The organism is Pseudomonas sp. p1(2021b) (assembly GCF_020151015.1).
Lineage (GTDB): Bacteria > Pseudomonadota > Gammaproteobacteria > Pseudomonadales > Pseudomonadaceae > Aquipseudomonas > Aquipseudomonas putida_K.
In genome coordinates this window covers 242512-255463 of sequence record NZ_CP083746.1, presented here as the reverse complement: position 1 = coordinate 255463, position 12952 = coordinate 242512, and the positions used below count along the sequence as shown (strand labels likewise).

At 56.2% G+C, this 12952-nt stretch carries 12 protein-coding genes and 1 tRNA gene; all 13 read left to right on the top strand.

Annotated elements, in window-relative coordinates; all coding sequences use genetic code 11:
* Positions 1-8: 8 nt before the first annotated feature.
* Positions 9-761, top strand: coding sequence for an ABC transporter substrate-binding protein (locus K8374_RS01130; protein ID WP_084856418.1), 753 nt, complete (start codon positions 9-11; stop codon positions 759-761).
* Between the two features lie 55 nt (positions 762-816).
* On the top strand, positions 817-1512 hold the full coding sequence (locus K8374_RS01125) for an ABC transporter permease (RefSeq protein ID WP_084856420.1): 696 nt from the start codon (positions 817-819) through the stop codon (positions 1510-1512).
* Entirely contained in the window at positions 1509-2198 is a 690-nt protein-coding gene (locus tag K8374_RS01120) for an ABC transporter permease (protein ID WP_224457635.1), read from the top strand. Before K8374_RS01125 ends, K8374_RS01120 begins: the two co-directional genes overlap by 4 nt.
* Positions 2199-2266: 68 nt before the next feature.
* Positions 2267-3502: a methyltransferase gene (locus K8374_RS01115; RefSeq protein WP_224457634.1), complete on the top strand. Its 1236-nt coding sequence runs from the start codon at positions 2267-2269 to the stop codon at positions 3500-3502.
* Between the two features lie 367 nt (positions 3503-3869).
* Positions 3870-4451 (top strand): hypothetical protein, encoded by a 582-nt coding sequence (locus K8374_RS01110; RefSeq protein ID WP_224457633.1) that lies wholly within the window; start codon positions 3870-3872, stop codon positions 4449-4451.
* Between the two features lie 9 nt (positions 4452-4460).
* Entirely contained in the window at positions 4461-4667 is a 207-nt protein-coding gene (locus K8374_RS01105; RefSeq protein WP_043211003.1) for a helix-turn-helix domain-containing protein, read from the top strand.
* Between the two features lie 18 nt (positions 4668-4685).
* A complete protein-coding gene (locus K8374_RS01100) occupies positions 4686-5066 on the top strand; it encodes a hypothetical protein (RefSeq protein ID WP_224457632.1) in 381 nt (126 codons plus the stop codon).
* A 22-nt stretch (positions 5067-5088) separates the two neighbouring features.
* Positions 5089-5337: a hypothetical protein gene (locus K8374_RS01095; RefSeq protein ID WP_224457631.1), complete on the top strand. Its 249-nt coding sequence runs from the start codon at positions 5089-5091 to the stop codon at positions 5335-5337.
* Positions 5338-5424: 87 nt separating this feature from the next.
* Positions 5425-5500 (top strand) — tRNA-Thr (locus tag K8374_RS01090).
* Positions 5501-5663: 163 nt separating this feature from the next.
* Entirely contained in the window at positions 5664-6983 is a 1320-nt protein-coding gene (locus tag K8374_RS01085) for a tyrosine-type recombinase/integrase (protein ID WP_224457630.1), read from the top strand.
* Positions 6984-7912: 929 nt separating this feature from the next.
* Complete coding sequence (locus tag K8374_RS01080) at positions 7913-8893, top strand: integrase domain-containing protein (RefSeq protein ID WP_224457629.1); 981 nt, start codon at positions 7913-7915, stop codon at positions 8891-8893.
* Positions 8890-9165, top strand: a complete 276-nt coding sequence (locus K8374_RS01075; protein WP_213883245.1) for a hypothetical protein — start codon at positions 8890-8892, stop codon at positions 9163-9165. The genes K8374_RS01080 and K8374_RS01075 overlap by 4 nt, the downstream gene beginning before the upstream one ends.
* 398 nt (positions 9166-9563) lie before the next feature.
* On the top strand, positions 9564-12830 hold the full coding sequence (locus K8374_RS01070; RefSeq protein WP_224457628.1) for a metallophosphoesterase: 3267 nt from the start codon (positions 9564-9566) through the stop codon (positions 12828-12830).
* Positions 12831-12952 lie beyond the last annotated feature (122 nt).

Sequence of the window (12952 nt, the reverse complement as noted above, 5' to 3'; positions counted from 1 at the left end):
AGCAACACATGCAGACCTACAAGAAATTCCTCCTGGCCGCTGCCGCCACGCTGGTCGTCTCGGCCAACGCCATGGCCGCGGAAAAACTGCGCATGGGTATCGAAGCGGCCTACCCGCCGTTCAACAACAAGGACGCCAGCGGTAACGTGGTCGGCTTCGACAAGGACATCGGCGACGCCCTGTGCGCCAAGATGAAAGTCGAGTGCTCGGTCGTGACCTCCGACTGGGACGGCATCATCCCGGCCCTGAACGCCAAGAAGTTCGACTTCCTGGTGTCGTCGCTGTCGATCACCGACGAGCGCAAGCAGGCCGTGGACTTCACCGACCCCTACTACTCCAACAAGCTGCAGTTCATCGCGCCGAAGAACGTCGACTTCAAGACCGACAAGGCCTCGCTCAAGGGCAAGGTGATCGGCACCCAGCGCGCCACCCTGGCCGGCACCTGGCTTGAAGACAACTACGGCGACGACGTCGAGATCAAGCTGTACGACACCCAGGAAAACGCCTACCTCGACCTGGTCTCCGGTCGTATCGATGGCATCCTGGCCGACAAGTACGTGCAGTACGAATGGCTCAAGAGCAAGGACGGCCAGAACTTCGAGTTCAAGGGCGAGCCTGTGGTCGACAGCGACAAGATCGGCATCGCCGTGCGCAAGGGTGACCCGCTGCGCGAGAAGCTGAACACCGCCCTGAAAGAAATCAAAGCCGACGGTACGTACAAGAAGATCAACGACAAGTACTTCCCGTTCAGCATCGAATGATACGCCCCGACCGGTGCCGCCCTGCGCGGCGCCGGTCCCTTGAACGCAGCTACCCATGAATATCGACCTGCACGGATTCGGTCCGGCCCTGGCGGCTGGCACCCTGATGACCGTAAAACTGGCGCTTTGCGCCCTGCTGCTGGGGCTGGTCCTGGGCCTGCTCGGCGCCCTGGCCAAGACGTCCCCGGTCAAGCCGCTGCAATGGCTTGGCAGCACCTACTCGACCCTGGTTCGCGGCGTACCCGAACTGCTCTGGGTCCTGCTCATCTATTTCGGCACCGTCGGGCTGATGAACAGCCTCGGCGAAGCCCTGAACATGCCTGGCCTGGAGCTCAGTGCCTTTGCCGCGGGGGTGATCGCCCTGGGGTTGTGCTTCGGCGCCTACGCCACGGAAGTGTTCCGCGGCGCCATCCTGGCCATTCCCAAGGGGCACCGTGAGGCCGGCCTGGCCCTGGGCCTGTCCAAGGGCCGCATCCTGTCGCGGATCATTCTGCCGCAGATGTGGCGCGTCGCCCTGCCTGGCCTGGGCAACCTGTTCATGATCCTGATGAAGGACACCGCGCTGGTGTCGGTGATCGGCCTGGAAGAGATCATGCGCCACGCGCAGATCGGCGTGACCGTGACCAAGGAGCCGTTCACCTTCTACATGGTCGCAGCCTGCATCTACCTGTGCCTGACCATCGTGGCCATGACCGGCATGCACTTCCTGGAAAAACGCGCCGCTCGCGGCTTCGTGAGGGCCGAACAATGAACTGGGAAGTCATCATCAAGTGGCTGCCACGCCTGGCCCAGGGCGCCACGCTCACGCTGGAGCTGGTGGCCATTGCCGTGATCGCCGGCCTGATCCTGGCCATCCCGCTGGGTATCGCCCGCTCCTCGCGGCACTGGTACGTACGCGCCCTGCCCTTCGGCTACATCTTCTTCTTCCGGGGCACCCCGCTGCTGGTGCAGCTGTTCCTGGTGTACTACGGCCTGGCGCAATTCGACCTGGTGCGCACCAGTTCGCTGTGGCCGTACCTGCGCGATCCGTTCTGGTGCACCGTGCTGACCATGACCCTGCACACGGCCGCCTACATCGCCGAGATCCTGCGTGGCGCACTGCAGGCCATCCCCAAAGGCGAGATCGAGGCCGCCCGAGCGCTGGGGATGTCGCGGGGCAAGACGCTGTTCTACATCATGCTGCCGCGTGCCACACGCATCGGCCTGCCGGCCTACAGCAACGAGGTGATCCTGATGCTCAAGGCCAGTGCCCTGGCCAGTACCGTCACCTTGCTGGAACTGACCGGCATGGCGCGGACCATCATTGCCCGTACCTACCTGCCGGTGGAGATTTTCTTCGCCGCCGGGGTGTTCTACCTGGTCATTTCCTTCGTGCTGGTCCAGGGTTTCAAGGTGTTGGAGCGCTGGTTACGCGTGGACGCCTGCCAAGGGCGATGAGAACGATCCCACATCCATGACGAAGGGCCGCACAGCGGCCCTTTTTCGATTTGCGCTCCGGTGCTCCCATGAACACACCTCCCTTCCTGCAAGCCGACCAACTCCTCGAACGCTTTCACGCCCTGGACCGCTTCCTGGTCGAGCACCAGCATCTCTGGCACCCACGCCCCTTCACCCAGCTGCGCCTGGCCTGGGAGGCCGAGCATCCCGAACTCTCCACCTGGCTTCGCCAGCGCTCCCTGGAAGACGCCGAGGCCTTCCAGCACCACCCCGAACAGCTCCCGGCGCCCGCCCCGTTTCCCCAACTCGCCGAGCAAGCCAGGCGCCTGGCCGCCATCGGCGAGCTGCCCGACGCCGGCCTGCCTCCGGCCGGGCATCGCCTGGACGTGCATGTGCCTGGCCGCAAATGGCAGCAGATCGAAGCCTTCAGCCGCCGCCTGACGTTTCGCGAGCGCACCCACCAATGGCTGGACTGGTGCTCCGGCAAAGGCCACCTGGGCCGTCGCCTGCTTCAGCCAGGGCAACACCTGACCTGCCTGGAATACGACGCCACGCTGGTCGCCGCCGGCCAGGCGCTGAGCGACCATCACCAGCTGCCGGCCACCCATGTGCAACAGGACGTACTGGCCGATAACAGCGCCGACCAACTGCAAGCACACCAGAGCGTGATCGCCCTGCATGCCTGCGGCGAGCTGCATGTGCGCCTCCTGCAGCTCGCCAGCCAGAAAGGCTGCCGCCAATTGGCCGTAGCGCCCTGCTGCTACAACCGCATCCACGGCGAGCGCTACCAACCGTTATCCACAGCCGCCCAGGCCTCGAAACTGCGACTGGACGTGGCCGACCTCGGCCTGCCCTTGAACGAAGCCGTCACCTCGAGCCTGCGCGTACGGCACCAACGGGACATGTCCATGGCCCGGCGCCTGGGGTTCGACCTGCTGCAACGCGAGCAGCGCCAGTGCGACGAGTACTTGCCCACACCGTCGCTTCCGACCGCCTGGCTGGAAAAGCCATTCGCAAGCTATTGCCGCGACCTGGCCGAACTCAGGAACGTGGACATCAACGGCGAACCGAACTGGGCGGCGCTGGAGGCTGCCGGCTGGCAACGCCTGGCCGAGGTGCGCAACCTGGAACTGGTGCGCAACCTGTTCCGCCGGCCGCTGGAGTTGTGGCTGGTGCTCGATCGCGCCCTGCTGCTCGAAGAGCACGGGTACACCGTGCGCCTCGGCACCTTCTGCGACTACCCTCTGACGCCTCGCAACCTGTTGCTGCTGGCCGAACGTGACGAGCCCTCGCAACCCACCTGAAACCTGTGGATAACTCTGTGAACAAGCTTGTGATGAACGTCACGAAATCTTGGATCCAACTGTTATTTCAGGTTCTCTCCTTATTCCATCAGTCGAATCAAAACCAGTAAAAACAGGCCTTTGCGCAAAGACCAATGGTCCACCCCGCTGGCATGCCTTTCGCTCGTTCGTGGCAATGCGCTTGTGCATAAAGGTTCCAGCGTCCATAAGAACCAAGGGTTTGCGGCCTATCTCTATGACTCCTTGTTCATCGCAGCCATTCGTTGCGGCAAAACGCCGCGATATCAAATTAACAGCAACTAATTATTGTATTGCGATAATTTTTCGCGAATAATCCGCCCCGTTCATCACTGTACGGAGGCATCCCATGAACAACAGCAGATCCGTGGCCTATGCCCGTTCGCGCTTGCGCACCATTGGCATTTTCGCCGCTTTCCTGGCCTGGGCCACCGCCGCGGTGGAATTCTTCGGCACGCCGCTGCTCTGGGTATTCGACTACCCCGATACCGTCACCGCCTACCTGCAAACCCACGGCATCAACATGCCCCTGCTGCTGGAAGACGGCTACCAGCCCTCGCAACTGGCCATGGGCCTGGTGCTGGCCCTAGCGATGATTCCCGCCGCGCTGTCGGCATTCGCCCTGCTCCTGACCGGGCTGTTCTTCATGCGCCTGTCCAAGGGCCACACCTGGAGCCCGGCGAACATCAAGATGCTGTGGTGGGTCGGCCTGATCTGCATCGGCACACCGCTGCTGTGGCCGGTGATCGACACCCTGCAGGGCCTGGCCCTGGCCATCGACCTGCCGGCTGGGGAGCGCACATTCGTGGTGTCTATCGGTGTATCATCCGAGGCCGTCTACGAGATCATGAAGGGCATCCTGCTGTGCGCCTTCTCGCTGGTCATGCGTGACGCCAAGATCATCAGCGATGAACACAACTGTTATGTCTAGCCGCCCCCTATGCCGATAATCATCCGCCTCGACGTTGTCATGGCCAGGAACAAGATCCGCTCCAAGGACCTGGCGGAAATCATCGGCATAACGGAAGCGAACCTGTCACTGCTGAAGAACGGCAAGATCAAGGGTTTCAAGATCGAAACCCTGGAGAAGCTGTGCCGCGCGCTGAACTGCCAACCCGGCGACCTGCTGGAGTTCAGCGAGGAATGATCAAGGACCGTTACACCCGTGGACACCCCAGAAAAACGCCTCGCCACCCTGGTGCTGGCGGGCCTGCTGCTCGCCGGCTGCGGCCCCTCCTATACCTATAGGTACTCGCCACCGCCCAGCGCCCATGGCATCCATTGCATCAACAGCTGCCAGATGGAGCGCAACCACTGCAAGCAGATGGCCCGCCTGGAGGAAAACAGCCAGCGCGCCCTGTACCAGGCCGAGCTGCGCAGCTACCAGTATTGCCAGGACAGCAAGACCAGGAAGGACGCACGTCACAGATGCCACTACCCAAGCTACCCGTACTCGAGCGGCGCAAGCTACAGTTGCGACCGCGACTACGACAGCTGCTACCTGGCCTGCGGCGGCACCATCCAGCGCATCTTGAACACAGACTGACCCACCTACGGACTTTGCCCACGTGACCCAAGCCAAGCCCCTTGCCCTGTTCACCCTCGCCCTGGCCCTGACCGCCTGCGCCGGCAACACCTACTCGCCCAACACCCCATCGCTGGGCTGGGAAACCCCCGGCATGCAACTGGGCGGCGACCGCGGCCTGCCCCTGCGCGTCGACACCCCCTGCCGCAAGCGCGGTTGCGACAACGACAAGCTGTTCTTCAACCCCGCTACGCCCGAGCCGAGCGTCAACAGCATCCACCGCGGTTGGTAGGAAAAATCTCCTTTGCAGGGGACAACGTAAGCTATTGGAAGGAATAGGTTTACAGCCGCCAACCGATCGCTATAATGACGCCCCATTGCCGGTATAGCTCAGCTGGTAGAGCAACTGACTTGTAATCAGTAGGTCCCGGGTTCGATTCCTGGTGCCGGCACCATTCAAGGTTCCATAGAAAGCTTTCGAAATCTCTGGAACCCCCGAAGAACCCGCCTTCTGGCGGGTTTTTTCGTTTTGGCGTTCCGTCGGATTCCGAGGGTAGCCAGCGCTAATAAGGGTAGTTTTAAGGATAGAGGTCCGTTTCGATATCGGAGACTACCCTTATGGCCCGCACCACTGCCCCGCTTACAGACACCGCCTGTCGCACGGCAAAGCCCAAAGAGCGCGAGTACAAGCTCTTCGACGGCGACGGTCTTTACCTGCTTGTGCAACCCAACGGCCGCAAAGGCTGGCGGCTCAGGTACGTGAAACCCGATGGCCGCGAAGGCCTGACTGCTCTTGGCAGCTATCCGGTGGTCGGGCTGGGCGACGCACGCCGCAAGCGCTTCGAGATCAAGCAGCAGCTCGCGAACGGCATAGACCCTATCCAGTTCAAGCAACAAACCAAGACCCAAGCCGTGATCAACGGCCGCACCTTCGAAAGCGTTGCGCTCGACTGGTATGCCAGCATGGTGCCGAAGTGGGCGCCCGGCCACGCCAAGACTGTGCTCAGCCGATTGAAGACTCACGTGTTCCCTTTGATCGGTGCTAGAGCAATCGTTGAGCTGGACACCCACGACCTCATGCAGCCACTGGAAGCCGTAATGAAGCGCGGCACCATCGACGTGGCGCTCAGGATCAAGAACTACCTGCAAAGCATCATGCGTGAAGCCAAACGGCTGCGGCTGATCACAGCGAACCCAGCTCACGACCTCGACGGCTCGATCAAGACACCACGGGTAACTCACAGACCCGCACTACCCTTATCGCGGCTGCCAGAGCTACTGGCATGCATCGAGGACTACAGAGGTCGCCCGCTCACGCGCCTCACGGTGATGCTGTCGTTGCATGTATTCGTACGCTCCAGCGAACTGCGCTTCGCTCGTTGGAATGAGTTCGACCTCAAGCGCGGAATTTGGGAAATCCCCGACACCCGCCCGGCGCTGGACGGAGTGCCCTTTTCCACAAGGGGGACGAAGATGGCCGGGGACATTCACGTTGTACCCTTATCGCCGCAAGCCGTGGCCTTGCTCGAGCAGATCCACGCGATCACCGGCAAATTTGAGCTGGTGTTCGCTGGCGATGCCAAGCCATGGAAACCGATGTCCGAGAACACGGTGAATGCCGCGCTCAGGACGATGGGCTACGACACCAAGGTGGATATTTGCGGCCACGGGTTCCGAGCCATGGCGTGCAGTGCGCTGGTCGAGTCCGGGCTGTGGTCAGAGACGGCCATCGAACGGCAGATGAGCCACAAGGAACGCAACAACGTGCGGGCCGCTTATACCCACAAGGCCGAGTTCCTCGAAGAGCGCCGGATGATCATGACCTGGTGGAGCCGGTTTCTGGAGGCGAACCGCGAGAACCATGTCACGCCGCATGAGTTTGCCAAGCAGACGGGCGAGAACGTCACGCGGCTTCGCAGTGCCAAGAGGACCGAGTAACCCGCCGCACCACCACCTCAACTCGCTGTGAAGTTACCCACAGCACCCCGTGAAGCTCCTCCGCGCGGGTCCTTTCAAACGGGGCTGCAAAGCCGCCCCGTTTGAAAGGACCATACCTCAGAAAAAAACTGCTGGCACAGCTTACGTCTGTGGAAAACCACTCATGTCCACCGGGGGATAGTTTTATCCACAGGCGCTAAATCCCTGATATCGCGCTGCTTGACGAATATTGTCCACAAGCGTAGACCGGAAGTCGCAAGAGCTGTCGATGACAGCACCCCAGGTGACCCGAGCCTTAAAGGTCACGCCGCTCCCGCGGTGGTTCACCCGCAAGTACGATTCGCGTCCGGCAGCTCGTACGGTCACTACCCATGTGATGGATGCCAACTCAATATCGTTGCCCCTGCGGCAACCACCCTACCCATCTGCTCAGCAGCAACCTATTCGCTTGGCCATTTCGCGTGCGCCAACCTGTGCCCGTCTCTTTCACTGGAAAGAGACGGGCGCTCCTGACACTGCTGCAGCCCTGATCGCACATGGCTCAGCGGCAATTCCCCTCGTGACAATCGGCGTGACAAACGCCAATGTCACCAGCAACAGCCATGCAGATGATGGTGCCGCAGACCAGGGAATGGACTGCACCTGACTGACAGTCAGGCATGCCCCGGTCATCGAATTGCTGCGTTCACCCGGCTCAGGATCTCGCGGCACTGGTCTCGTCAGCCAATGCAGCCTCTACCCGCCCACCGGTAACGGTGTCCAGGAGGCCAGATCATGAGATGCCCTTGCTCCCGGACGTAAGGAGCCGCCAGTCCCGCGTTAGAGGACATCCCCACAGGTCGCAGGGGCCTTGATCCCTGATAACACTCAACATTCTTGGCGGGATGACGTGGGGCGAGGATCGGAGAACGTTAGATGAGGTGACTGACATGGCATTGGTGGGTAGACGCGATGGCCGCAATTTCGGTTACGGCAGACAATTGAGCTACGCAGGGCCGCAGGCGCTTAAGGACATGTTCGGCGGCGGCCACTACGGCACGGTCAAGGCGCACAGTGAACGGTGGCAGGCATTCGTCAAATGGTGCCGCTCCGAACAGGGGCCCGGAATCAATGATGCGCGGCAGATTGATCGCAAAGTGTTGGCCGACTATGCGGCGTATCTGCGTGACGTGGTTGGGCGAGGTGACCTCGCAGTCAGCACCGCACAAAACCGCCTATCCAGCGTTAACAGGACCATGGCGGCGCTTCGCGGTGATCACTACGTGAAATTGCCAAGTCCGAGCAAGGCGTTGGGTATGCAGCGCACCGGGGTTCGCCAGTCGGTGCCGCAGGGCCAAAACCGCGAACAGGTTAAGCAGGTCGTCAATGCGCTTTGCCGCCATCGTCAGCTACGGGCTGCTGCGATTGCTCTGCTGGCGCGAGCCACCGGCATGCGCTTGCGTGAGGCTATCTTGGCTGATCTGCAACGACTAATCCGTGAGGCTGACGACCTAGGCAGGATTAACATCCAGGACGGTACCAAAGGAGGCCGCGCCGGGGCTTCAGCGCCCCGCTGGATTGCGGTGGACGACCATGTTCGAGGTGCACTTGGATTTGCACGGCAGGTTTCGCCTGCGGATAGTCGCAACCTGATTGCCCCACACGAGAGCTACCTGAATCTTCTGCATGAAATCATCCGGCCTGCGCGGGACATCCTGCATGCACACAACCTCAAAGGTTTTCATGAACTACGAGCAGCGTACGCATGTGAGCGCTATGAGCAAATCACGCATCACCGCGCACCTATCAACGGCGGCCAATGTTACCTGGTAAATAGGAACCTTGATCGTGAGGCCCGGTGGCAAATCAGCTATGAGCTAGGGCACGCTCGGATCGATGTGATCTCGGCCTACATTGGTGGGCGGGCATGAGTAAGCCGTTCAACATGGAGTTGTTCCTGTCTGGAGTACTGACCGGCTCGCATGCAACTTGCCAACGCCATGTGCGACAGTCGAAGGTCATTCAGGTTGAAATCGCCAAGCGCTGGCAGCGAGCGACGCCGTGGGCTTGGCAGAGAAAGCACCTGATCTGGTTTCTCGAACACCATCTGAGCCAGCGAAGTGAGGCGACGCAGTACTACTACACCTTGACGGTCCGGCTGCTCGCTCGACGCTTGGGAAAGCCGTGGGTTTTCAATCTCTGAATAGCATCTGGTCCTGATGGTTACGACCGAGCGCCTTTTGCCAACGTTCAGCCCCCAGCTACTTAGAACCAGCACGGATGAAGAGTCGCCGTACGTTGATAAATTGCAGCTCCCAAAAGCTCAGTACAGGCTTCCAGCGCAAAGGCCAAGCCCCTCCACCAGGCCTATCAATCCTCTCTCTCGACCACAGGCCTATTGCACCTACACGGAGATTCCTGATACTAGATTGCCATCTAGGTAAGCTTCATCTATCGGATTCAGTCAAATCCTTCCCGCAAACTCGTGTATAGACGCTAAGGGCGATGCAATTTTTCACTTAACTCCGCGCTCACTGGTGAGCTGGATCACAACGCGCTAGCACTTCCCAAAAAATTTATCAATACGATAAGGACTATCACTTGACATCCTCATTCTCTTGGCTCCATCTCAGCGACCTTCATGCAGGAATGAAACATCAATCTTGGATGTGGCCATCGTTGAGGGACAAAATTCATGATGATCTTAGATATTTGATAAGCAAACACCAAAGCTGGGACGTTGTTGTATTTTCGGGCGACCTAACCCAGAAGGGGACGCCTGATGAATATGAAGTTCTGAATGGAATAATCAAAGAGCTATGGCAAATATTTAATGAACACGGATTCTCACCAAAATTATTTTGTGTTCCAGGAAACCATGACTTGGTTCGTCCAGGAAGCATTGACCCAATGTGTCTTGCTTTAACAAGATGGTGGGACCTTGGAGAATTGAGAGCAGATTTTTGGGGCACAAAGGGTGAAATTTATAGAAAAACTGTAGGCGAATATTTTTCAAACTACACGAACTGGCTGAATGAATTGAAAAAAAACGGAATTCCTTTGCTATCTGGAGTTTCCGGAACTTTCCCTGGTGATGTGTCTGCGGTGTATGAGAAAGACGATTTCCGAGTAGGCTTTATTGGACTTAACTCGACATGGCTACAAGTTGCGGCCGGCGATTTCAAAGGACAACTGCACATAGATCCACGACAGCTTCTTGAAATTACCGATAACAATCCGTCAGATTGGGCAAAACAAAATGTTCTAAACTTTTTGGTAACCCACCATCCGCTTGACTGGCTGCACTCAGAAAGCTTGACCCTTTTTAATCAGGATATTGACATCGGCGGTAGATTCGATGCACACCTTTATGGGCACATGCATGAGCCCGCCGCTATACAAAAAACACACTTGGGTGCTCTTCCTAAAAGATCCATGCAGAGCGCATCTTTATTCGGACTAGAAACATTCGGAAACAACATACAAAGAGCACACGGTTATTCCTTCAACTCAATAAAAATAACAGACGGTCATCTTGCCAGTTTAGAGATATGGCCACGAGCTTCTCGCGTTATATCAGGCACAGGGGAGCGTGTCATGGGCCCTGACATGACACTCCCCATTAACAATGATAACTACATTGCGCACTCATTCGAACTTAATCGACGCCAAGAACCTATCAAACCGGCTCAATTAGAAAACAAATTCTCAGACGCAATAATTTCCACCGAAATTACAAGCGGCGAACTGAAAGCCAACATAGAAAATTTAGTAATTATACTCCCAGCCGCTCCTGAAGCCATGGGTGTGAGACTCGTTCAGCAAGAGCAGGCTCGTAAGATCCTGACTAGTTCAAGACGGCTTTGGTTAGCAGCCGACTGGGGAATGGGCGAAAACGGATTTATCTGGTCCACTCAGAAAAGAATATCAACTACCAGATGCCAATTCTATAAGATAGACATGAGCGATTACGTCAACCGGAGCGAATTTTATCAAAACATACGAATAAAGTATGGATTTAGCTTCGAGTCATTATGCGGAGCACTCGCCACACATCAAGATTCATACCTACTTTTCGATGACATTCCGTTTACCGACGAAATCGATGAAGCTTTAAAGCTACAGCTTGACTTAGAAGAATTGGCGGGCATCGTATTATCATACTGTCCAGCACTGAAAGTAATACTACGCAGCAGACTTAGGCCACCTGCAAACGATCTTGATTTTGTTGAAATAACTGCTCTGGATAAAGCAGACACTAGATACTTCATTGAAAATCACCATTTGGGATCAGCACAGGCTCTAAGCCCAGAAGATATCTTGAGGATTTACAATCATACCGATGGCTTGCCAAATTTAATAGAAACGGACTTAAGAAGTCTTAATGTGGCTTCACTAAGTGAAATTACCACTTCACCGCCTGGCGCTTCAGCATCGCCTGCTGGAATGCTTCAAAGGGCGATACTTGAATTATCTGAGTCTAAAGACGAGACACTCAAACGCTCTTACGTCCTCCTAAAATCACTTTCTGTTTTCTCACACGGCGAAGAGCTTGGTCGAATCAAGAATTTCGACAAAACCAAGCCTGTGTTCTTTGCACACGCACAGATACTTCAGCAGCGCGGCTTGCTATACGCAGAAGAAATAGAACAGTTCGACAGAGGTGGCGGCACAGATAGGCCTAAACGACTAATAATTACTCGCGCGGCAAGAGAATGGCTACATGCGAATTTAGATACTGCTGAGCTAAAGCGTCTGAATGATGGTGCGGCCAAACTGTATTTCGGCACTGACTGGGGTAGTGGTCAAAGTAAGCCCCCAACTGCTTATCGATTTGACCAGCCCAATAAAGCTGTTGCAGAGATGCACAATGCAAGAACAATTATCATGCAGATTGTGACTGAAGCTGCGGATAATACTCGCAAGCTTCAGAACGCCATGCAGCTTGTATCAGCACATGGAGCTGCGCTATTAAGAGGAGACTATTTCAAAAGCGCAATCGAGCTGTTCGATTATATACTTCCAATGCTGCAAGGAAAAGTCACTCAAGCCTCATATGAATATGCGGTATATCAGCATGCGAAAGCTCTGCGAATGATCGATGGTAAGATCGCATCCGAAAAAGCTAAAGAGATGCTTCTCACGGTCCTGCCTGGCATATCTGACAAAACCACGAAAATAAGCGCCTATCTGAACCTGGCACACTGTTACAACTATTTGGGCCAAGGCCAAGAGGCCATAGATTATGCGAAGAAAATCATTTCCCTAGAACCACGTAGCTCAAGGGCACTCACCGCCAACCAAATTATTCTAGAAAACTCTGAACAAGGGCTCGACATAAATTCCAAGCTCGACAAATTAGAGGCAAAAGCGAGAAAACAAAATTCACTAACCGTCGCGTTCAACATTGGGTTCTCACGAATAAAATCAATTTCCGACCCTGACCAAAAAGCCGACACTCTCTATAAGTTAGTTAGAGAGGCAAAACAAAACCAAGACCACTACAACGTGATGCGTGGAATGATTTCGCTGGGAGAGCTAGCAACAAAAGGGCAAATTCTCTTGACCCTTCAGGACAAAAATGAACTAATCAAAATATACCACTACCTTTACAATGAAGGTTTTTACACCCAGTTCAATAAATGCCATGACATTCTGTGGCACATTTTTTCTGCCGACAAAGAGATTCACAATCTCTTGCAGCTTTATCGATATAGTTCATTGTCTTGGAGATTACGTGGAAAGGAAGAACGAGAAATGTCTTCCCTTAAACGCTTGAATGTTGAAATAAAGAAATCTCCTACCATCAAGGGAAGCTCTGATATTTCGACTGCTTATTTCTATGCGCGCCTTGGTCTTCTTCTATAATCTATAAACCAGCACAAGCTGAAAATACGACAATTTAATTCAATCTGACTATTTGGACATTGCCATACACTCCCTCCCATATAGCACATGGGGGGGAGGAAGCGGTGCCGGGGAGCATTAAC